Below are 20,856 nucleotides of genomic sequence, written 5' to 3' on the forward strand. Positions count from 1 at the left end.
GACGCGGTGTCATCCGGGGATCGTGGCGGTCCGTGGTGGCCGACATGACCTGACGGCCCCGGCCGGCGGGGGACAGTGATCGCATGGCGTCGCAGGTGCCTGCGGGCCGACGGACCACGGGCGTGCGCGCCGTCCTGGCCGCTGCGGCGGACCTGGCCGCGCCGGTCCGCTGCGGTGGATGTGGCGAGCACGGCGCGCGCTGGTGTCCGCGGTGCGCCGACGTCCTCGCCGACGATCCCCTCGAACTGTCCCCGCGTGTCGACCCGGGTGTCCCCACGTGGGCGATGGGCCGGTACCGCGGTGTGCATCGCGCCGCCGTGCTCGCGCTCAAGGAACGTCGCCGCGGCGATCTCGTCCCGCCGCTCGGTGACGCGCTGGCCCGCGGTGTCCTCGACCTCGCGCGCTGGTCTGAGATACCGGTCGACCGGCCCCGGCTCGCACTCGTCCCGGCCCCGACCCGGTGGCTCTCGGCGAGGCGACGCGGCGGTGACCCGGTGACCGCGCTGGCGCAGCACGCCGCGGGTCGGCTCGGACGCGGCGTGGACGTGGAACCGGTTCTGCGGACGTCGATGTGGGCCCGGGACTCGGCGGGGCTCGACGCCCGCGACCGCGTCGCGAACCTCGACGCGGCGATCGCCGCCCACGCGTCGCCGACCCGCCTGCGGGCACTCCGCGACGACCGCTGTGCGGTGTTGCTCGTCGACGACGTGATGACCACCGGGGCCACCGCGGCCGAGTCGGTCCGGGTGCTCGCCGCCGTCGGCGTGACGGTGCACGCGGTGCTCGTCGTGGCCGCTGCCTGAGCCCCGTCTGAGCACCGCCTGAGATGACGATGTCGACATGACCCCGTGGTGGATCGGTGATGTCCAAACGATGGCGGGAGGCGGTCCCGGGGGCTACGGTCGGGGCACGGTGAGCGCACCGGCCGGCACCTCGTCGGTCGTGACGCTGGAGCCACGGAGACAACCGGCAACCCTTGGAGGTGAGGCCACTCCCGCCAGAAGTGTCGTCGCGGTGCGCGCAGTCGGAATCCCCGGTGATCCCTCATCAGATCCCTCGTGCACAGGTGGAGCGTCGTGGCCTCACCGCGCGGTGGCACCGACCCCACTCGTCGGCGTCACGCCTGCCGTGTGACGCCCGACGTACACCCCACACAGGAGGTCATCGCGTGTCGACTACCACCCACGTCACCCCGTCCGCAGAGGCCGACGCCTTCGATCGCCGTTCGGCGTTCGTGGCCGACGGCGACACCACCCCCGCGCAACCGACGGCCGAACTGATCGTCACCGGACGCAACGTCGAGATCCCCGACCATTTCCGCGTCCACGTCGGCGACAAGCTCGCCCGCGTCGAGCGGTTCGATCCCTCGATCTACGCGTTCGACGTCGAGTTGCACCACGAGCGGAACCGACGACAGTCGAAGGCCTGCCAGCGGGTGGAGATCACTGCACGGGGACGGGGTCCGGTGGTCCGCGCCGAGGCCTGCGGACGGAACTTCTACGCCGCGCTGGAGGAGGCGGTCGACAAGATGCAGTCCCGACTGCGCCGCACGAAGGACCGTCGACGCGTGCACCACGGCCTCCGGACGCCGACCTCGGTCGCCGCGGCCACCGCGGAACTGCCCCCGCCGCTCGACGGGACCGAGCAGCCCGCCTGGGCCGCCGACCTCCCCGAACCCGACGAGCCCGGTCGCATCGTGCGGGTCAAGGACCACCCCGCGGTCCCGATGACCACCGACGACGCCCTCTACGAGATGGAGCTCGTCGGACACGACTTCTTCCTCTTCCACGACGCCGAGACCGACCAGCCGTCGGTGGTGTACCGCCGCCATGCGTTCGACTACGGCCTCATCCGACTGACCCCCGCGGCGCGGGGCTAGACCCGGGCGGGCCGGCCCGCGGCGGGCGCGTCACGCGACGCGCCCGCCGCGTGGATCGGCTCCCGGGCACGGGCGGCCGGGATGGTGGTGGGTCGGTCAGTACCATGGACGCGACCTGTGCGCGCATGAGGTTCTCACCTGCGCCGACACGACACAACGTCTCACGACAACACCCAGGGGATCATCAGTGCTCAACAAGATGCTGCGGATCGGCGAGGGCCGGATGGTCAAGCGCCTCGACGCGATCGCGTCGGTCGTCGAATCGCTGTCCGACGAGTTCGAGGCCCTCTCCGACGAGGATCTCCGCGCGAAGACCGGCGAGTTCCGCGACCGGTTGGCGAAGGGCGAGACCCTCGACGACCTGCTGCCCGAGGCGTTCGCCGCCGCCCGCGAGGCCGCGTGGCGCGTGCTGCAGCAGAAGCACTTCCACGTCCAGATCATGGGTGGTGCGGCACTGCACTTCGGCAACATCGCCGAGATGAAGACCGGTGAGGGCAAGACCCTCACCTGTGTCCTGCCCGCCTACCTCAACGCCCTCGCCGGCGAGGGCGTCCACGTCGTCACCGTCAACGACTACCTCGCCAAGCGCGACGCGGAGTGGATGGGCCGTGTGCACCGCTTCCTCGGCCTGGAGACCGCCGTCATCCTGACCGGCATGACGCCGGACGCCCGCCGCGAGGCCTACGCCGCCGACATCACCTACGGCACGAACAACGAGTTCGGGTTCGACTACCTGCGCGACAACATGGCGCACTCGCTCGACGAACTGGTCCAGCGGGGCCACACCTTCGCCGTCGTCGACGAGGTCGACTCCATCCTCATCGACGAGGCGCGTACGCCGCTCATCATCTCGGGTCCCGCGGACTCGTCGAGCAAGTGGTACGCGGAGTTCGCCCGGATCGCACCGCTTCTCAAGCGCGACGTCCACTACGAGGTGGACATCAAGAAGAAGACCATCGGCGTGCACGAGGCCGGTGTCGAGTTCGTCGAGGACCAGCTCGGCATCGACAACCTCTACGACGCGGCCAACTCGCTGCTCGTCAGCTACCTGAACAACGCCATCAAGGTGAAGGAGCTGTTCGAGCGCGACAAGGACTACATCGTCCGCAACGGCGAGGTCCTCATCGTCGACGAGTTCACCGGGCGCGTGCTCGACGGCCGTCGCTTCAACGAGGGCCTGCACCAGGCGATCGAGGCCAAGGAGGGCGTCGAGATCAAGGCCGAGAACCAGACGCTCGCCACGATCACGCTGCAGAACTACTTCCGCATGTACGACAAGCTCTCGGGCATGACGGGCACGGCCCAGACCGAGGCCGCCGAGCTCGACCAGATCTACAAGCTCGGCGTGCTGCCGATCCCGACCAACAAGCCGATGATCCGCGGCGACCGCACCGACCTCATCTACAAGACCGAGGAGGCGAAGTTCGACGCCGTCGTCGACGACATCATCGAACGTCACCAGGCCGGTCAGCCGGTCCTCATCGGCACCACGAGCGTCGAGCGCTCGGAGTACCTCTCGCGTCAGCTGGAGAAGCGGGGCATCGAGCACAACGTGCTCAACGCCAAGTTCCACGAGCAGGAGGCGCAGATCATCGCGGAGGCCGGCCGGTCCGCCGCCGTGACCGTCGCGACCAACATGGCCGGTCGTGGCACCGACGTCGTGCTCGGCGGCAACCCCGACATCATCGCCGACACCCGTCTGCGCAAGCAGCGCCTCGACCCGGTGGACACCCCGGAGGAGTACGAGGCCGCGTGGGACGAGGTCATCGAGACCGTCCGCGCGGAGGTCGCCGCCGACGCGGAGAAGGTGCGCGAGGCGGGCGGGCTCTACGTGCTCGGCACCGAGCGTCACGAGTCCCGCCGCATCGACGACCAGCTGCGTGGTCGCTCGGGCCGCCAGGGTGACCCGGGCGAGTCGCGGTTCTACCTGTCCCTCGGCGACGAGCTCATGCGCCGGTTCAACGGTGCCGCGCTCGAGACGATCATGAACCGCGTCAACCTGCCCGACGACGTTCCGATCGAGGCCAAGATGGTCACCCGCGCGATCCGCAGCGCGCAGACCCAGGTCGAGCAGCAGAACTTCGAGATCCGCAAGAACGTCCTCAAGTACGACGAGGTCATGAACGAGCAGCGCAAGGTGATCTACGCCGAGCGCCGCCACATCCTCGAGGGCGAGGACCACTCGGCGCAGGTCGCCAGGATGGTCGACGAGGTCATCGCGGCCTACGTGGTCGGCGCGACGTCGCAGGGCTACGTCGAGGACTGGGATCTCGAGGGGCTGTGGACGGCGATCCGCACGCTCTACCCGATCACCCTCGACCCGGCCGAGATCGTGCCGGAGAACGAGATGGGGGAGCGCGAGGACATCTCGGCGCAGGAGCTCACCGAGCTGCTGCAGGCCGACGCGCACAAGGCCTACGCCGAGCGCGAGAAGGAGATCGACGCGGTCGCCGGCGAGGGCGCGATGCGTCAGCTCGAGCGCACCATCCTGTTGTCGGTCCTCGACCGCAAGTGGCGCGACCACCTCTACGAGATGGACTACCTGCGCGAGGGCATCCACCTGCGGTCGATGGCCCAGCGTGACCCGGTCGTGGAGTACCAGCGCGAGGGCTTCGACATGTTCTCGGCGATGCTCGACGCCATCAAGGAGGAGTCCGTCGGGTTCCTGTTCAACGTGGCCGTCGAGTCGACACCGCCGTCCGAACAGGAGCCGGTCGCCGCTCCCGCGGCCCCCGTCGCCGCGGCACCGGCCCCCCGTCCGCTGCCGACCGAGGAGGCCGCCGCGGCCCAGCCGACCCGGACGAGCGCCCCGACCGCGCTGCGTGCGAAGGGGTTCGAGGACGAGCAGCGTGACCTCGTCTACACCGGTCCGGCCGAGGGCGGTGGCACCCGCGAGATCTCCGACGGCGCCGACACCGCGGGTGTGTCGGCCAGTCGGCGCGAGCGACGGGCTGCCGCTCGGCAGTCGGGTCGGTCGACCACGAAGCCGCCGAAGTCGCGGCGCCAGCGATAGAGGGGAACCGGACGCGCGTGTGCTGCGTCCAATCGCCAGAGGGACGACACCGAGGGACGGTGTCGCCGGGCGAGGGAGACGCACATGCACGCACCGACAACCACCGGACTGACGTTCCGCGAGATCCCGCGGTGTGCACCGGAACCGTCGGATCAGCCGGCGCCGGGCCTGCGCGCGGGCGCCGTCCCGCGTCGTGTGACCGACACGGTCGACCCGGCGGCGCGCGCGTTCGCGGTGTCGGCGCTGACGATGGTTCTCGAGGTGATGGACCGTCGGCGTCCGCTCGCGCACCTGACCGGTGTCGCGGTGGGGCACATCGTCGACCAGATCGCCGTCCTCACCGCCGCGCGGGTCGCCCAGGTGCGTCCGGGCGCGCCGACCCCCACGACCGCATCGTTGGCGCGGGTGCATCTGCAGTGGGCCGGTCCGGACGCGGCCGAGGTCACCGCGACCTACGCGCGGGGACCGCGGGTCCATGCCGTCGCCGCACGCATCCAGCAGATGCCGGTACGCGTGCGACCGGCCACGCCGAACGGTCCGCGTCGCACCCGGGTGCAGTGGATGCTCGTCAACGTTACGACGGTGTGAGCGCTTCGGTCGGCGACGGGGAGCGTGAGGTCGCCGCCGGCGGACTGGGGGCGGGGCACCGTCCACCTGTGGTCGACATGCGTCCGATGGTCCTGCGCCGCCTACGATGAGTGCCGAGGCGGAAGAGGTGGTCTGCGAGTGGTGACACGACTGTCGACGCAGGACGCGCTGTTCTACTACCTCGACGAGCAGAGCGCGACGTCGCATCTGGGGTCGCTGCTCATCCTCGATCGTGGCGCCGACGAGCTCCAATACGACCGGTTGCTGGCCACGGTGGAGAGTCGGCTGGGTGCTGTGCCGCGGTACCGCCAGCGGATCCGTGAGGTCGGTCTCGGTATCGGCCGCCCGGTCTGGGTGGACGACACCGGCTTCGACATCACCTATCACGTCCGTCGGTCCGCCCTGCCCAGCCCCGGAGCCGACGACCAACTCCACGATCTCGTCGCACGCCTGATGTCGCGCCCGCTCGACCGGTCGCGCCCGCTGTGGGAGATGTACCTCGTCGAGGGTCTCGCAGAGAACCGGATGGCCGTGCTGACGAAGACCCACCAGGCACTGGTCGACGGCCACGACGCCGTCGAGATCAACCAGGTCCTCGTCGACGCCCACCCCCAGGCCCCGGACGCCCCGCAGGACATCTGGCTGCCGGCGCCCGAACCGTCGGATGCCTCCCTCGTCGTCGGCGCCCTCACCGACGTCGCCTCCCGACCCTGGGAACTCGTCGGGGCCGTGCGGGTCCTGTCGGCACCCGTCGCCGGTATCGGGTCGGCGGTGTCGGGGTCGCTGCGGCGTGCCGGGTCGATGCTGCGGTTCGCCACCGACGGTGCCCCCGACAGCCCCCTGAACGGGCAGACCAGCGGACGGCGACGGTTCACCGTGTCCTCCGCCGACGCCCGCGACTGCGCGCGGATCGCGCGCCGGCACGACTGTTCGATGACCGACGTCGTGTTGGCCGCGATCGCGGGCGCCCTGCGTCGGTGGTTGCTCTCCCGCGACGCCGTCGTCGACTCCTCGGCGACGGTCCGCGCCCTCGTCCCGCTCGGCGCCTACAACGGCACCGGCGACGCCGGTCACGGCGACCGCGGCCGCGCCGACGGCCGGCGCGACGAGGGGTGGGACCAGATCGACGAATCGGAGTGGACGGCGGCCGGGGTCCGCGGGTTCGTCACCGACCTGCCCGTCGGCGAACCGAACGCCGCGGTGCGGCTGTCCCAGGTCGCCCATCTCACCGGCCGTCATTCGACGTCGGGGCGCCGCGTCGCGATGGCCGCGCGGTCGTGGCTCCCGGAGATCGGGCCCGCGACCTTCCACGCGATGACGTCGCGGGCAGCGGCGACGGTGTCCGGACGGTCCTTCAACCTCCCGATCAGCATCGCGGGTGGGGGATCGGCCCCGCAGTACCTCGCCGGCAACAGGATCGTCGCCGCCTACCCCGTCCCGGCCCTGGTGCCGCAGCGGGCACTCGCGATCGGGTTGAATCACTACAACGGTCGGATCTTCGTGGCGTTCAACGCCGACCGGGACATCATGTGGGACCTGGCGTCGATGCCGGAGTACTTCGCCGAGGCCGTGGGCGAACTCGCCGCGCGGACGTCGATCCCCTGACGCGCAGGAGGCTGCACCGGTGAGGGTCTACATCCCCGCGACGTTGACGATGGTCGCCGACCTCACGACCTCCGGGACGTTCGAGTCGGTGGGCGGGACGGCGTTCGCCCTGACCCCGGCGTTGCGGGAGTCCTACACCTCCGGCGACGACGAGGAACTCGCCGAGGCCGCGATGCGGGAGGCGGCACGCGCGTCCCTGCGCCTGCTGTCGGCCGAGGCGGACGCGCCCCCGCGCACCGCCGCCGACGACGACACCGACGGCGACCGCGCCCCGATGCCCCCGCGCCGCGTGGTGGTCGCCGCCGACGTGGAGCCGGTGACACTCCGACCGGACCTGGACACGGCCGTGGTCAAGATCCCGCCGTCGGTGCCGCGGTCGGCGATCGCCTCGGTCCACGTGGACGTGTCCGAGGCGGAGGCGGCGGTCGTGGCGGCGATGTCGGCCGTCGACGCGGCCGATCTCGGCGACGAGGACGCCGAACTCGCCGTCGGCGACGTCGACGACCACGACCTCGCCTGGTACGCGACCCAGGAGATCCCGTTCCTCCTGGAACTGCTGTAGTCGCACATCCGGCGAGTGTGTCGGCACCCACCGACGCCGCGATCCGCCTGTGATCTGTCCCGCGTCCGGGGCGACCCCGTAGACACCTACGGTTGCGTAACCTACGCTTTCGTAGGTACTGCTGCCGAGGCTCCCGGAGGACACGTGGCCATCACCAACATCCCCGAATACGCGCACCTCACCGATGCCGACATCGAGGAACTGGGTCGCAAGCTCGACGCGATCCGCGCCCACATCGAGGCCTCACGCGGCGAGCGCGACGCGCGCTACCTGCGCAACACCATCCGCTTCCAGCGCGGTCTCGAGGTCGCCGGACGGGCGATGATCGCCGGCGGTCGCAACCGCACGCTCTGGTGGGCCGGTGCGAGCGCACTGGGCGTGGCGAAGATCGTCGAGAACATGGAACTCGGCCACAACGTGATGCACGGCCAGTGGGACTGGATGAACGACCCCGAGGTCCACTCGACCAGCTGGGAGTGGGACAACGCCGGCGCGTCCGAGTACTGGAAGCACACCCACAACTTCGTGCACCACAAGTACACGAACGTCCTCGGCATGGACGACGACGTCGGCTACGGGACACTGCGCGTGACGCGCGACCAGCGCTGGCACCCCTTCTACCTCGGCAATGTCGTCTACATGACGCTGCTGCAGGTGCTGTTCGAGTACGCCGTCGCCATCCAGCACCTCGAGATCGGCCGTGCCGTGAAGGGCACGATGCCGCGCGAGGAGTTCCGGTCCCGCGGCAAGGTCGTCGCGAACAAGATCGGCCGGCAGGTCCTCAAGGACTACGTCCTGCACCCCGCCCTCGCCGGGGGTCTCACCCGCTCACGCTCGGGAGCCCGCAAGGCGCTCACCGCCACCGTCATGGCCAACGTCATCCGCAACGTGTGGAGCAACGCGATCATCTTCTGCGGTCACTTCCCGGACGGCGCGGAGAAGTTCACCAAGCAGGACGTCGACTCCGAGACCCGCGGCGAGTGGTACCTGCGCCAGATGCTGGGCAGCGCGAACTTCGAGTGCGGCCCCGTGCTGGCGTTCATGAGCGGCAACCTGTCGTTCCAGATCGAGCACCACATCTTCCCCGACCTGCCCAGCAACCGCCTCCGGGAGATCTCGCTGCAGGTCCGGGCACTGTGCGACGAGTACGATCTGCCGTACACGACGGGGTCGTTCCCGCTGCAGTACGCGAAGGCCTGGCGCACCATCGCCAAGCTGTCGTTGCCGGACAAGTACCTGCGCGACACCCGGGACGACGCGCCGGAGACGGCGTCGGAGAAGCGATTCGCCGACCTGTCGTGGGACGACGATCCCGCCGCGATCGATCCGGGCACCGGCCGCCGACGCGGTCTGGCCTCGGCCATCGCAGCGCTGCGGGCGCGTCGTCGGGACAAGCGGGCGGGGATCGTGACCATCGGTCGCCGCGCCGAGCAGGAGCGGTCCGCGGCCTGACGGCCGTCAGGCCGGTCCCACCACACATCGATCGTCCGAGAGGGCTGGTTTCCCATGGCCATCACCGACATCAACACCTACGCACACCTCAGCGAGGCAGACGTCGCCGCGCTCGGGCGGGAGCTCGACGCACTCCGGCGCGAGGTCGAGGCCGATCGCGGCGCGCGGGATGCGAAGTACCTGCGACGCACGATCACGGCACAGCGCGTCCTCGAGGCCGCGGGTCGGCTGGTGCTGTGGAACAACCGCTCCCGGACCGAGTGGCTCGCCGGTACGGCACTGCTGTCGGTGGCGAAGATCATCGAGAACATGGAGCTCGGCCACAACGTCATGCACGGCCAGTGGGACTGGATGAACGACCCCGAGGTCCACTCCTCGTCGTGGGAGTGGGACATGGTCTGCGCAGCCCCGCACTGGAAGCACTCGCACAACGTGGTCCACCACAAGTACACGAACGTGTGGGGCATGGACGAGGACCTCGGCTACAAGGTCATGCGCGTGACCCGCGACGAACCGTGGCAGCCCAAGCACCTCGGCGGTCCGTTCATCAACATCTTCCTGGCCGCGACCTTCGAGTGGGGCATCGCCCTGCACGACCTCGACCTCAAGGAGGTCGTCACCGGCAAGAAGCCCTGGGCCGAGTCCCGGGAGGAGGTGCTGACGTTCCTGCGCAAGGTCCGTCGGCAGATGGTCAAGGACTACGTCCTGTTCCCCGCGCTGTCGGGGCGTCGCGCGCCGCGGACCGTCGGTGCGAACCTCACCGCCAACCTCGTCCGCAACCTGTGGGCCTACGTCGTCATCTTCTGCGGACACTTCCCGGACGGGGCCGAGAAGTTCACGGTCGAGTCCCTCGACGACGAGACCCCCGGTCAGTGGTACCTGCGTCAGATGCTGGGGACGGCCAACTTCCGCGCCGGGCCGGCGATGGCGTTCATGAGCGGGAACCTCTGCTACCAGATCGAGCACCACCTGTTCCCGGACCTGCCGAGCAACCGGTACGCCGAGATCGGTGAGCGCGTGCGGCAGCTCTGCGACGAGTACGACCTGCCGTACACCACCGGCTCGCTCGTCGGGCAGTACGGACAGACCCTGCGGACGATCTGGAAGCTGTCGCTGCCGGATCGTTTCCTGCGCGCCACCGCCGACGACGCACCCGAGACCGCGTCCGAACGCCGCTGGGCGTCGATGCCCGAGGGCACGTCCGACGACCCGTCGCGCCGCACCCGCCGCATCCAGAGCGGGTTGAGGAGCGCGATCGCCCGTCGGCGTCAGCGCGTGGCGGCCTAGGTCCCGCTCTCCTCACCGGTCCCGATCAGGTGGCGGGTGAAGAACCTCGCGACCTCCTCGCCGGCCCAGGGCGGGACGCCGGTGTGACCGCCCATGTTGGCGGCCAGCGTCTTCTGCGCTGATCCGAGAGCGTCGAACAGGTCGAGCGCCCTCTGGCGGTCGTGGCCCGCATCGTCCCACTGGAGCAGGACGTGCATCGGGATCGTCACCGAGCGGGCCTCCTCGACGATCGACGTGGGGACGACGCTGCCGGCGAACAGGCCGGCCGCGCGGACCCGGTTGTCGACGCGCGCCATCCGGACGCCGATCGACACGACCCCGCCGGAGATCCCCACCGGCCCGCGCAGTTCGGGGAGTTCGAGCAGCGCGTCGAGTGTCGCCTGCCACTCGGGGACCGCGCGGTCGACCAGCGGCAGTATCAAGCGCTCGATGAGCGCGTCGCCCGGCGTCTCGCCCGCACCGATCGTCCTGCGAACCTCGGCGCGGGCGTCGTCGAGATCCGCGATCCGCGGCCGCACACCGCTACCGGGGAGTTCGACGGTCGCAGTGGCGAACCCGCCCAGTGCGAGCGCCCTGACGCGCGGGAGGAGCCGCGGATACATCTGCTCGAGCCCGCCCTGCTGGCCGAGCAGGATCAGCGGGGCGGGTGCCGTGATCGCAGAGGGCGGTGTCCAGAGGATCCCGGGGGTCTCGCGGAGGGTGAAGCGACTCTCGACGAGCTGGTCGTCGTGGCGGAATTCGTCGGTGATGATCATGGTCGTGCCTCTCGGGGTGCCGTGTGATCGGCGCTCCCGGGCGACCTACCGCCCGACCGTGACCTCGCTGAGGAGCACCCAGGTGTTGTGGCTCACGGGTACCACGTCCTCAGTTCGTGCACGGACCCGCCGAGGCTAGCAGCGCAGTCGGACGCAGACGCCTGTTCGACGGCCCCCACGTGGGCCGGGACGCCGTCGACAGCGGCTAGGTCCCGCTCTCCTCACCGGTCTCCGCACGACCCGATTCGGTCGGTGCCGAGCGGCCGGTGTCGCTCGTGACGGCCAGCAGCAGGTGTCGCACCGCGTCGGCGCGGCGCGCGGCCTCACCGGTCAGCTGATCCAGCGCGCACTCGGGATCCGAGGGCGGTCCGAGATGGCGACACCCCCGCGGGCAGTCGGTGACGACCTCGGCCAGATCGGCGAAGGCGCGGACGACGTCGTCGGGGGAGACGTGCGCGAGCCCGAACGAGCGGATGCCGGGGGTGTCGATCACCCACCCGCCGCCGGGCAGCCGCAACGCCACCGACTGCGTGGAGGTGTGGCGTCCCTTGCCGACGCCGGAGACCACCCCGGTGGCGCGGTGAGCGTCGGGCACCAGCCTGTTCACCAGGGTCGACTTGCCGACGCCGGAGTGTCCGATGAGGCATGTCGTCGTGCCGACGAGCATGTCGGCGACGACGTCGGTCGGGTCGTCCTGGCCGGCGAGCACGATCGGCAGGTCGAGGTCGGCGAACGACGCGGTGAACTCGGCGGGGTCGGCGAGGTCGGACTTCGTGAGGCAGAGGATGGGTCGGGGACCGCCGGCGTACGCGGCCACCAGCGCTCGCTCGACGAAACCCGTCCGCGGCGGGGGATCGGCCAGGGCGGTGACTATCAGGAGTTGCTCGGCGTTGGCCACGACGATCCGCTCGAAGGGATCGGTGTCGTCGGCGGTGCGCCGCAGCACCGTGGACCTGTCGGCGACGCGGACGATCCGTGCCAGCGAGCCCTCGTCGCCGCTGAGGTCGCCGACCACCGACACGTGATCGCCCACGACGACCGGGGTGCGACCGAGCTCGCGGGCCCGCATGCACACGACCTCGCGCGCGTCGGGGGTGTCGAGCACGCAGCCCCATCGGCCGCGGTCGCGCGAGACCACCATCGCCGAGACGGCGTCGTCGTGCGCCGGCCTGGTCTTGGTCCGGGGGCGGCTGCCCTTGCCGGGCCGGACGCGGACGTCGCTCTCGTCGTATGTGCGGGCCATGCGTCCCGGTCCGGCGTCAGCCACCGAGCATCGCCGACCACATCGCGGGGAAGTCCGGCAGCGTCTTGGACGTGCACCCGATGTCGTCGACCTCGACCCCGTCGACGGCGAGGCCGACGATCGCGCCCGCCGTCGCCATCCGGTGGTCGGCGTAGCTGTGCCACGTCCCGCCGTGCAGGGACGCCGGGTCGATGCGCAGCCCGTCGGCGGTCTCGGTGCACCGACCGCCGAGGCCTGTGATCTCCGCGGTCAGCGCCGCGAGCCGATCGGTCTCGTGCCCGCGCAGATGGGCGATGCCGGAGAGCGTCGACGGGGAGTCGGCCAGCGCGCACAGTGCGGCGATCGTCGGCGTGAGCTCACCGATGTCGCGGAGGTCGACGGCGATGCCCGACAGGCGATCCGGACCGGCGACGGTCAGTGTCCCGTTGTCGACGGATGCGGTCGCCCCCATCTGCGCGAGCACGCCGACGATCTGGGCGCCCGGCTGCGTCGTGTGGGCGGGCCACAGCGGCACCGACACCGAGCCGCCGGTCGCCGCGGCGGCCGCGAGGAAGGCTGCGGCGTTGGACAGGTCCGGTTCGATCCGCCAGTCGGTCGCGGCGATCGGCCCCGGGGCGACACGCCAGCGGTCGGCCTCGCCGTCGTCGACCACGACACCCGCGGTGCGCAGCATCTCGATCGTCATGTCGATGTGCGGTTGCGACGGGACGGGGTCACCGACGTGGTGCACGGTGATGCCGTCGTCGAATCGGGCCGCGCTGAGCAGGAGTCCGGAGACGAACTGCGACGACGAGGACGCGTCGATGGTGACCGCGCCACCACGGACCGACCCGGTGCCGGTGATGGTGAACGGCAGAGCGTCCCCGTCCACGACGACACCGAGCTCGCGCAGGGCGCGCAGGATCGTGTCGACCGGCCGGGCGCGCATCTGCTCGTCGCCGTCGACCGTGACCGCGCCGTCGGCCAGTGCGGCGAACGGCGGCACGAAGCGCATCACGGTGCCGGCCAGCCCGCAGTCGATGTCACCGCCGTGCAGCGGCCCCGGTGTCACGGTGATCGTCGTCGGGTCGGTGCCGTCGGGGTCCACCCCGGCACCCACCGCGGCGAGCGCCGCGAGCATGAGGTCGGTGTCCCGACTGCGCAGCACACCATGCAGGGTGCTCGGGCCGTCGGCGAGTGCGGCGAGGATCAGCGCGCGGTTGGTGATCGACTTGGAACCGGGCAGCGTCACCGTCGCCGAGACGGGGGTGGTCGCGGTCGGGGCGGGCCAGGAGGTCATCGGGGCCGATTGTCCCACGCCCGGGGTCGTCGACGGCGGCGGTGGACGACGGCCCACATCAGTGCGCGACGGCGACCTTGATCGCGACGATCGCGGTCGCGACGGCCGCGGTGATCAACGCCCCCACGAGCAGCTGCACCGTCATGGGCCGGTTCTGCAGTCTCTGGATCGCGACCTCCGCGACCGCGATCCGTGCGATCGGCCCGGCGCCGGCGAGGATGTACGCCCACGTCGGCGACAGCACCTCGAGCCAGCCGAGCGCCAGGATCGCGGCCGGGAACGCCCCCGACGACGCGATCGGGAGGGCGTCGCGCAGTTCCTCGAGGGCCGCCCGGGCCTGCACCGGGTGGGGCCGGTCGTCGTCGGTGTCGACCATGACGCGGTGGGCGACGATCTCGGCGAACACGTGCGCGAGGAACGTCGTGGCCGTCGTGCCGACGACGACGAGCACCGCGGTGCCGTCCTCGATCGCCGGCGGATCGACCACGACGACGGCGGCCAGCGCCAGCAGGGTGCCGTAGACGTAGGCGGACATCCGCGCCCGCGCCCGCGCCGGCTCCAGGGGGCCGTGCGCACGGTGGACCACTCGTCGGTAGCCGCGGGCGACGGCGGAGCCGGAACTCATCGTCGGATGCTCGCACGACGGCCGCTGTTCCGCGCGCATCGTGTCGGGGAGGGGTGTCAGCATGGACGCCATGTGTGGACGGTATGCGGTGACCACGGACCCGGCGACGCTCGCAGCCGAACTCGACGCCGTCGACGAGGTCTCGTCGCCGGCGTCCGCGCGGACCGAGGCGGACGTGCAGGAGGCGGCGGAGTCCGATTCCGGCGACCGGGCGGCGGCCGCGAAGCGGGCCCCGGGGGTCAACTACAACGTCGCCCCGACCACCACGATCATGACCGTCGTCTCCCGCCACGACCACGACGATCCCGACGACGACCCGCGGATGCGGGTGCGCGCGATGCGGTGGGGACTGGTGCCGCCGTGGACCAAGGACCTCGCGAAGGCGCCGCTGCTGTTCAACGCCCGCGCCGAGAGCGTCGCCGAGAAGTCGTCGTTCAAGACGTCGCTGAAAGGTCGTCGCGCGCTGATCCCCATGGACGGCTGGTACGAGTGGCGCAAGGACACCGGTGCCGACGGCAAGCCGGCCAAGACACCGTTCTTCATGTGCCCGGTCGACGGGACCCGCCTGTTCATGGCCGGACTGTGGACGACCTGGCGACCGAAGGACGCCGACGCCGACACCCCACCCCTGATGAGCTGCACCATCATCACGACCGACGCGGTCGGGGAGCTGCGCGACATCCATGACCGGATGCCGCTGATCATGCCGTCGGAGAACTGGGGGGCCTGGCTCGATCCCGACGCCCCGCCCGCCGAGTCGTTGCTGGCGCCGCCGTCGCAGGAGATCGTCGACGCGATCGCGCGACGCGAGGTGGCACCCCTGGTCAACCGGGTCGCGAACAACGGACCCGAACTCCTCGCGCCCGTCGGCGACCGCCCGGAGCAGCAGACGCTCCTGTAGCCCGGAACCCCCCGCCGAGTGGGCCACAACCCCACGCCGAGTGGGCCGACGTGGGAGGCCGGTTCAGGCGGAGATGTCGGCGACGACCGCCCCGGTCACGGCGACGAGGTCGGCCGGGGACAGCTCGATCTCGAGCCCGCGCCGGCCCCCGCTGCACAGGACGGTCGGGAACAGGGTGGCCGTCTCGTCCAGGACCGTCGGAAGAGCCCGTCGCTGACCGATCGGGGAGACGCCGCCGAGCACGTACCCGGTCGACCGGGTGACGACAGCGGCCTCCGCCATGTCGACCCGGGGTACACCGAGCGCGGCGCCGACCGCCTTCGGCGCCATCCGTCGGGGGACCGCGAGCACGGCGACCGCCAGACCGGTCCGTCCGGCCCCCGGTGCGGACACGACGAGGGTCTTCAGGACCTGCTCCTCGTCGACGCCGATGTCGCGGGTCATGTGGTCGACGGCGTCGTCCCCGAAGGACCGCCCCGACATCACGGGACGATAACGATGCACCGCGAATGCGATCCCCGCTGCCTCGAGCGCAGCGGTCGCGGGGGTGCTCACGCCCACGTCAACGTCCTTTTGTGGCTGCTCACGGACCTGAGCGTAACGGGGTGGAACATTCACGCGGGTGTCGCTGTTGTGGATTTCGACAGTCCGGATCGGCTTGCGACATCGCGAGATGTTCACCATCTCGTTATCGATTTGCCATCGCGGAACCGGCACGACCGTCCCCAGGACGGCGACAGCGAGGAGGGGCGTCATGGTCGGCAGTACCGTTATCGACCGCATCGATGTCCTGCCCATGTTCGTGCACCACATGACCTCGGTAGTCTCGGACGATGGTCGCGACCCGAACCGGTCGCGCACGAGTGGATCCGAGAGGGTGTTGGTGAGCGATCGGGAGGCGACGGCGGCGGCCGATGTGGACGTCGTCGACCAGGAGGTCGAGACGCAGGCGGAGCGGGATGCCCGCTTCGAGCGGGATGCTCTGCCCCTGCTGGACCAGATGTACGGGGCGGCCCTGCGGATGACCCGCAACCCGGCCGACGCCGAGGACCTGGTGCAGGAGACGTTCGTCAAGGCGTTCTCCGCGTTCCATTCGTTCAAGGCCGGCACCAACCTGAAGGCCTGGCTGTACCGGATCCTGACGAACACCTACATCAACGGCTACCGCAAGCGTCAGCGGCAGCCCGCGCAGTACCCGACCGACGAGATCACCGACTGGCAGCTCGCCGCCACCGCGGAACACACGTCGACCGGTCTGCGCTCGGCGGAGATCGAGGCGCTCGACGCCCTGCCCGACGACGACATCAAGAACGCTCTGCAGGAACTCCCGGAGGACTTCCGGATGGCGGTGTACTACGCCGACGTGGAGGGCCTGCCCTACAAGGAGATCGCCCAGATCATGGACACTCCCATCGGGACCGTCATGTCCCGCCTGCACCGGGGCCGCAAGCAGCTCCGGGTGCTCCTGGCCGACGTCGCCACCGAGCGTGGGTTCGTCCGCCGCTCCGGCGACGACACCTCGGAGGTGACCCGATGAGCGCCGAGAACACCGATCCCGTCGCCCCCGGCGAGCTGTCGGACGCCGAGAACGCCGAGTTCGAGCAGCTCGACTGCTCCGCGGTCATCGCCGACGTGTGGCTCCTGCTCGACAACGAGTGCGATGCCGACGTCCGTGACCGGCTGCAGTCGCACATCGACGAGTGCTCGAGTTGCCTCGCGCACTACGGCATCGAGTCGCAGCTGAAGAACCTCATCAACCGCAAGTGCGGCGGGGACCGGGCACCGGACTCACTGCGCGACCGTCTGACGGGGGAGATCCGCAAGACGGTGATCACCCGCGCGACCGAGGGCTGACGGCCCGCCACACCCAGAACGAACGAGGGCCGGACCTGTCATCAGGTCCGGCCCTCGTGGCGTCTACACCGTCTCAGGCGTTGGGGCGCTTGCCGTGGTTGGCGGCATTCTTCTTCCGCGCGCGCTTCTTGCGTCCTCGCTTACCCATGGTGACTCCCTTCGTCGCGCGCCATTCTCCCACGTCCGTGTCACCGCATCCCAATCCGTCGCGATAGGGTCGGGTGCGTCAACCGGGCCCGCGGTTCCCCACGGTGCCCCCGCAGCGGCGTGGAGGATGCTCGTGGCAGAACCAGTGGTGGCCGAGATCGTGGCGAGTGTGCTCGAGGTCGTGGTGTCGCCCGGGCAGCAGATCGCCGTCGGTGACACCATCGTGCTGCTCGAGTCCATGAAGATGGAGATCCCCGTGCTCGCCGAGGAGCCCGGCACGATCGGCGAGGTGAAGGTCGCCGTCGGCGACGTCATCCAGGCCGGCGACCTCATCGCCACCATCGACGACTGACCCGTCCGATCCCCATCGCACTCCGACCGGGAGCAGGCGGATGTCGACACTGACCGACCTCCTCGCCGACCACACCCACCTCTCGGGAGCCGTCGCGGGGCACCTGCAGCGCGTCGTCGCCGAATGGCAGCTCCTCGCCGATCTCTCGTTCGCCGACCTGCTCATGTTCGTCGCCGCCGCCGACGACACCGTCATCTGCGTGGCCCAGTGCCGGCCGAACACCGCACCCACCGTCTTCCCCGTCGACGAGGTGGGTCGATCGGTGCCGAGTGCGGTGAACCCGCAGGTCGGTACGGCGATCGCCGGTCGGCGCATCGTGCGCGACGCGGGGCCGACGACGATCGGCACCGAGGCCCGACGGGATTCCGGACCGGTGGAGGTGCGCCGCGAGGCGGTGCCGGTCACCTTCGACGGTGAGGTGGTCGCGGTGGTGACCCGGACCGCGAACCTCGCCCAGCTGCGACTGCCCTCGACGCTGGAGATGGCCTACCAGGACTGCGCCGACGACCTCTGCCAGATGCTGGCCGACGGCACCTTCCCGCAGAACGAGGGCAACCCCCGCGGCCTGTCGACGCCGCGCGCCGGCGACGGGTTCATCCGCGTCGACGCGGACGGCGTGGTGGCCTTCGCCAGCCCCAACGCGCTGTCGGCGGTGCACCGTATGGGCTGGACGGCCGAACTCACGGGCAACCGTCTCGTCGACGTGATGGCCGAACTCCTCACCGACCGCTTCGAGGCGGAGGAGGTGGCCGGGATGGTCACCGACGCCGTGGGCGGCGGGGCGGGCATGCGCACGGAGGCCGACGCCCGCCGGGCGAGCGTCCTCATCCGTGCGGTACCCCTACGACCCGGGGGGCGCCCGGCTGGTGCCGCGGTCCTGCTGCGGGACGTCACCGAGCTCAAGCGCCGCGACAGGGCGCTGATCAGCAAGGACGCGACGATCCGCGAGATCCACCACCGGGTGAAGAACAACCTGCAGAGCGTGTCGGCCCTGCTGCGGCTGCAGGCGCGTCGCACCGACAACCCCGAGGCGCGCGGCGCGTTGAACGAGGCCGTGCGCCGGGTGGCTGCGATCGCGCTCGTGCACGAGCTGTTGTCGGGATCCGTCGACGAGGCGGTCGATCTCGACGTCGTCGTCGATCAGCTGGTCCCGGTCCTGGCGGACGTGGCGGCGGTCGGGGACGGCCAGGCGGTCGTCCGCCGCGAGGGCCGACTCGGGGTGTTGCCGTCCGATCTGGCGATGCCGCTGGTGATGGTGCTGACCGAGCTCATCCAGAACGCCGTCGAGCACGGGTTCACGGCCGGCGACGAGGGCGAGGTCATCATCGACGCCGATCGCACCACCCGCCGACTCGTCGTCACCGTCCGCGACGACGGCGTGGGGCTCCCCGCGGACTTCGACCCCCGCTCGTCGGAGCGTCTCGGCCTGCAGATCGTGCACACGCTGGTGCGTATCGAGCTCGGCGGCACCCTCGATCTCGCGACCCGGGCCGAGGGCGGGACCCAGGCGGTCCTCACCATCCCGCTGCGCTGACCGCTCCACCTCCAGGTTTCCCGCTCCACCTCCAGGGCGCCAGGCTGCAGACGCTCCACATGTCGAAGGACGCTCCGCCTGCAGGCGGAGCGTCCTCGAACATGTGGAGCGGGAACCCTGGAACCGGAGCGGGAACCCTGGAACCGGAGCGGGAACCCTGGAACCGGAGCGGGAACCCTGGAACCGGAGCGGGAACCCCGGGAACGGAGCGGGCCCGGACACGAACGAACCCGGCGGAATCCGCCGGGTTCGTTCGGAACGCGATGTGCTCGAGGTGCCTAGACCGAGCTGCGGCTCCGGGTCCGTGCGTTGCGACGCTTGAGCGCGCGACGCTCGTCCTCGCTCATGCCGCCCCACACGCCCGCGTCCTGACCGGACTCGAGAGCCCACGACAGGCACTCGGCGGTCACGGGGCAGCGGTTGCAGACGAGCTTCGCGTCGGCGATCTGCGCGATGGCCGGGCCGCTCGTCCCCACGGGGAAGAAGAGCTCCGGATCCTCGTCACGACAGATCGCCTTGTGCCGCCAGTCCATTCCTGCTCCTTCGCATGCGCGTTCGCCGCGCGCCGTATGTCATGTGTTGTTCACTCGTGCGTACTCAGTGTTTCCGCACTGTTGCTTGTGAATGCTTTCACGAATCACGACGAAGTCAATGGTGTCGCCTCTACACGTGAACAAGGTCACTGCGCGCACCGGGGGTCCCCGTCATGTCCTCGAACCGTTGTACTACGGTCGGAGGAGCTGTGCCGAGATTTCGCTGATCAGGCCAGTGATCCCGGTCACGCGGTCGTCATCGCGAACCGGAGTCCAGCGGAGGTGCGACGACCTCGAGGCGATCGGGGACGCACCCGAACTCCGCCAGTGTCCGCTCCCCGATGTAGTCGCCGTCCATCTGCAGGTCGGTCGGCTCGGACGCCTCGATCCGCACCGACGCGACGTCGTCGTCACGCACCAGATGGCCGACACGGGGCGCGATGCCCAGGAGAAGCTGCGCGGCCAGCGGCAGGATCTTGCGCACCTTCATCGACCGCGCCGCGAACAGTCCCAGCCCGGTGTCGAAGTCGGTGTCCGGGTTGGTCCACACCGGCCGGTCGCCGATGAACGTCCACGGGTTGGCGTTGCTGACGAACACGAACTGCACGTCCTCGACGACCCGGCGTCCCCCGTCCGGGGCAGGCGTGGAGACGGTGAGGCGTGGCTGTCGCCGTGACCCCTTGAGGAAATGGGCGACGGTGGTGACGATGTACCGCGCGTCGCTGGCGGGTTTCCCCGCCCGGCGCTGGTCCTCGATGGAGTGGACGACCTCCGCGTCGACCCCCATCCCCGCGTTGAACAGGTACCACCGGTCGTCGACGTGGCCGAGGCTGATGCGGCGACGTGCCCGTACCGACAGCAGGGTGATCAGCTGTCCCGTCGCCTGCAGCGGGTCGGGGAGGATGCCCAGCGACCGCGCGAACACGTTGGCGCTGCCGCCGGGGACGACCGCCAACGCGGGTACCCCGTCGACCGCGACGTCCCCGTGGGCCGAGCCGGGCGGGCCGATCAGGCCGTTGACCACCTCGTTGACGGTGCCGTCGCCGCCGTGGACGATCACGACCTCGAATCCGCGACCGGCCGCACCCGCGGCGATCTCGCCCGCGTGACCCCGATGGGTGGTCAGCTCGACGGTGAGGTCGCAGCGTGCCGAGAGGGTGTGCGCCAGCGCATCGCGGCCCGCGTCGGTCGTCGACGTCGCGAACGGGTTGACGATCAGCAGGGCACGCACGATGTCCGAGCCTAGA

At 70.5% G+C, this 20,856-nt stretch carries 21 protein-coding genes; 13 read left to right on the forward strand and 8 right to left on the reverse strand.

From position 1 onward, the window contains the following. The first annotated feature begins 83 nt into the window (after nt 1-83). The 8 genes from LX14_RS12695 to LX14_RS12730 all read left to right on the forward strand — a co-directional run bounded on the left by LX14_RS12695 (nt 84) and on the right by LX14_RS12730 (nt 10,386). Nucleotides 84-803, forward strand: a complete 720-nt coding sequence (locus tag LX14_RS12695; RefSeq protein WP_253647541.1) for a ComF family protein — start codon at nt 84-86, stop codon at nt 801-803. Nucleotides 804-1,168: 365 nt separating this feature from the next. Then, complete coding sequence (gene hpf, locus LX14_RS12700; protein WP_253647542.1) at nt 1,169-1,879, forward strand: ribosome hibernation-promoting factor, HPF/YfiA family; 711 nt, start codon at nt 1,169-1,171, stop codon at nt 1,877-1,879. Between the two features lie 187 nt (nt 1,880-2,066). After that, complete coding sequence (gene secA, locus LX14_RS12705) at nt 2,067-4,892, forward strand: preprotein translocase subunit SecA (protein ID WP_253647543.1); 2,826 nt, start codon at nt 2,067-2,069, stop codon at nt 4,890-4,892. Between the two features lie 84 nt (nt 4,893-4,976). Continuing rightward, nucleotides 4,977-5,480 (forward strand): Rv3235 family protein, encoded by a 504-nt coding sequence (locus LX14_RS12710; RefSeq protein WP_253647544.1) that lies wholly within the window; start codon nt 4,977-4,979, stop codon nt 5,478-5,480. 138 nt (nt 5,481-5,618) lie between these two features. Further along, nucleotides 5,619-7,085 carry a wax ester/triacylglycerol synthase family O-acyltransferase gene (locus LX14_RS12715; protein ID WP_253647545.1) on the forward strand — a complete coding sequence of 489 codons (1,467 nt, stop codon included), beginning with the start codon at nt 5,619-5,621 and terminating at the stop codon, nt 7,083-7,085. A 19-nt stretch (nt 7,086-7,104) separates the two neighbouring features. After that, nucleotides 7,105-7,647: a DUF6912 family protein gene (locus tag LX14_RS12720; protein WP_253647546.1), complete on the forward strand. Its 543-nt coding sequence runs from the start codon at nt 7,105-7,107 to the stop codon at nt 7,645-7,647. A gap of 144 nt (nt 7,648-7,791) precedes the next feature. Continuing rightward, nucleotides 7,792-9,099: a fatty acid desaturase family protein gene (locus tag LX14_RS12725; protein ID WP_253647547.1), complete on the forward strand. Its 1,308-nt coding sequence runs from the start codon at nt 7,792-7,794 to the stop codon at nt 9,097-9,099. A gap of 54 nt (nt 9,100-9,153) precedes the next feature. Next, a complete protein-coding gene (locus tag LX14_RS12730; protein WP_253647548.1) occupies nt 9,154-10,386 on the forward strand; it encodes a fatty acid desaturase family protein in 1,233 nt (410 codons plus the stop codon). On the opposite strand, the gene LX14_RS12735 is transcribed toward LX14_RS12730, so the two are convergent. The 4 genes from LX14_RS12735 to LX14_RS12750 all read right to left on the reverse strand — a co-directional run bounded on the left by LX14_RS12735 (nt 10,383) and on the right by LX14_RS12750 (nt 14,360). Then, nucleotides 10,383-11,141, reverse strand: a complete 759-nt coding sequence (locus LX14_RS12735; protein ID WP_253647549.1) for a dienelactone hydrolase family protein — start codon at nt 11,139-11,141, stop codon at nt 10,383-10,385. The two genes, LX14_RS12730 and LX14_RS12735, sit on opposite strands and share 4 nt — an antisense overlap. A gap of 205 nt (nt 11,142-11,346) precedes the next feature. After that, the gene (gene rsgA / locus LX14_RS12740; RefSeq protein ID WP_253647550.1) at nt 11,347-12,384 is read right to left on the reverse strand and encodes a ribosome small subunit-dependent GTPase A; all 1,038 of its coding nucleotides are present in this window, start codon (nt 12,382-12,384) and stop codon (nt 11,347-11,349) included. 16 nt (nt 12,385-12,400) lie between these two features. Then, nucleotides 12,401-13,663 (reverse strand): 3-phosphoshikimate 1-carboxyvinyltransferase, encoded by a 1,263-nt coding sequence (gene aroA / locus LX14_RS12745; RefSeq protein WP_253647551.1) that lies wholly within the window; start codon nt 13,661-13,663, stop codon nt 12,401-12,403. A gap of 58 nt (nt 13,664-13,721) precedes the next feature. Beyond that, entirely contained in the window at nt 13,722-14,360 is a 639-nt protein-coding gene (locus LX14_RS12750; protein WP_253647552.1) for a hypothetical protein, read from the reverse strand. Here LX14_RS12750 and LX14_RS12755 point away from each other — a divergent pair. Further along, entirely contained in the window at nt 14,359-15,189 is an 831-nt protein-coding gene (locus tag LX14_RS12755) for an SOS response-associated peptidase (RefSeq protein ID WP_253648005.1), read from the forward strand. The genes LX14_RS12750 and LX14_RS12755 overlap by 2 nt on opposite strands. A 63-nt stretch (nt 15,190-15,252) precedes the next feature. Here LX14_RS12755 and LX14_RS12760 read toward each other — a convergent pair whose 3' ends face one another. After that, nucleotides 15,253-15,750, reverse strand: a complete 498-nt coding sequence (locus tag LX14_RS12760; RefSeq protein ID WP_253647553.1) for an aminoacyl-tRNA deacylase — start codon at nt 15,748-15,750, stop codon at nt 15,253-15,255. Between the two features lie 235 nt (nt 15,751-15,985). Between LX14_RS12760 and LX14_RS12765 the strand changes: the two genes are divergently transcribed. Together LX14_RS12765 and rsrA are read left to right on the forward strand one after the other, a co-directional pair. Further along, the gene (locus LX14_RS12765) at nt 15,986-16,726 is read left to right on the forward strand and encodes a sigma-70 family RNA polymerase sigma factor (RefSeq protein WP_372505382.1); all 741 of its coding nucleotides are present in this window, start codon (nt 15,986-15,988) and stop codon (nt 16,724-16,726) included. Beyond that, nucleotides 16,723-17,043, forward strand: coding sequence for a mycothiol system anti-sigma-R factor (gene rsrA, locus LX14_RS12770; RefSeq protein ID WP_253647554.1), 321 nt, complete (start codon nt 16,723-16,725; stop codon nt 17,041-17,043). Before LX14_RS12765 ends, rsrA begins: the two co-directional genes overlap by 4 nt. A gap of 73 nt (nt 17,044-17,116) precedes the next feature. Here rsrA and LX14_RS21055 read toward each other — a convergent pair whose 3' ends face one another. Continuing rightward, nucleotides 17,117-17,191: a 50S ribosomal protein bL37 gene (locus tag LX14_RS21055; protein ID WP_369758845.1), complete on the reverse strand. Its 75-nt coding sequence runs from the start codon at nt 17,189-17,191 to the stop codon at nt 17,117-17,119. Between the two features lie 132 nt (nt 17,192-17,323). On the opposite strand from LX14_RS21055, the gene LX14_RS12775 reads away from it, so the two are divergent. Both LX14_RS12775 and LX14_RS12780 read left to right on the forward strand, forming a co-directional pair. Then, nucleotides 17,324-17,542: a biotin/lipoyl-binding carrier protein gene (locus LX14_RS12775; RefSeq protein ID WP_253647555.1), complete on the forward strand. Its 219-nt coding sequence runs from the start codon at nt 17,324-17,326 to the stop codon at nt 17,540-17,542. 40 nt (nt 17,543-17,582) lie between these two features. Continuing rightward, a complete protein-coding gene (locus LX14_RS12780) occupies nt 17,583-19,076 on the forward strand; it encodes a sensor histidine kinase (RefSeq protein WP_253647556.1) in 1,494 nt (497 codons plus the stop codon). A gap of 278 nt (nt 19,077-19,354) precedes the next feature. Here LX14_RS12780 and LX14_RS12785 read toward each other — a convergent pair whose 3' ends face one another. Further along, nucleotides 19,355-19,609 (reverse strand): WhiB family transcriptional regulator, encoded by a 255-nt coding sequence (locus LX14_RS12785; RefSeq protein WP_253647557.1) that lies wholly within the window; start codon nt 19,607-19,609, stop codon nt 19,355-19,357. Nucleotides 19,610-19,865: 256 nt separating this feature from the next. Beyond that, nucleotides 19,866-20,840, reverse strand: coding sequence for a diacylglycerol/lipid kinase family protein (locus LX14_RS12790; protein ID WP_253647558.1), 975 nt, complete (start codon nt 20,838-20,840; stop codon nt 19,866-19,868). Nucleotides 20,841-20,856 lie beyond the last annotated feature (16 nt).

The sequence above is a fragment of the Williamsia deligens genome (genome assembly GCF_024171765.1).
GTDB classification, from domain to species: domain Bacteria; phylum Actinomycetota; class Actinomycetes; order Mycobacteriales; family Mycobacteriaceae; genus Williamsia_A; species Williamsia_A deligens.

Excerpts from the sequence above, each read along its gene's own strand:
- LX14_RS12695 (WP_253647541.1), top strand. The coding sequence starts at position 84 with ATGGCGTCGCAGGTGCCTGCGGGCCGACGGACCACGGGCGTGCGCGCC.
- LX14_RS12710 (WP_253647544.1), top strand. The coding sequence starts at position 4,977 with ATGCACGCACCGACAACCACCGGACTGACGTTCCGCGAGATCCCGCGG.
- LX14_RS12730 (WP_253647548.1), top strand. The coding sequence starts at position 9,154 with ATGGCCATCACCGACATCAACACCTACGCACACCTCAGCGAGGCAGAC.
- LX14_RS12735 (WP_253647549.1), bottom strand. The coding sequence starts at position 11,141 with ATGATCATCACCGACGAATTCCGCCACGACGACCAGCTCGTCGAGAGT.
- rsgA (WP_253647550.1), bottom strand. The coding sequence starts at position 12,384 with ATGGCCCGCACATACGACGAGAGCGACGTCCGCGTCCGGCCCGGCAAG.
- aroA (WP_253647551.1), bottom strand. The coding sequence starts at position 13,663 with ATGACCTCCTGGCCCGCCCCGACCGCGACCACCCCCGTCTCGGCGACG.
- LX14_RS12755 (WP_253648005.1), top strand. The coding sequence starts at position 14,359 with ATGTGTGGACGGTATGCGGTGACCACGGACCCGGCGACGCTCGCAGCC.
- LX14_RS12750 (WP_253647552.1), bottom strand. The coding sequence starts at position 14,360 with ATGGCGTCCATGCTGACACCCCTCCCCGACACGATGCGCGCGGAACAG.
- LX14_RS12765 (WP_372505382.1), top strand. The coding sequence starts at position 15,986 with ATGTTCGTGCACCACATGACCTCGGTAGTCTCGGACGATGGTCGCGAC.
- rsrA (WP_253647554.1), top strand. The coding sequence starts at position 16,723 with ATGAGCGCCGAGAACACCGATCCCGTCGCCCCCGGCGAGCTGTCGGAC.
- LX14_RS12780 (WP_253647556.1), top strand. The coding sequence starts at position 17,583 with ATGTCGACACTGACCGACCTCCTCGCCGACCACACCCACCTCTCGGGA.
- LX14_RS12785 (WP_253647557.1), bottom strand. The coding sequence starts at position 19,609 with ATGGACTGGCGGCACAAGGCGATCTGTCGTGACGAGGATCCGGAGCTC.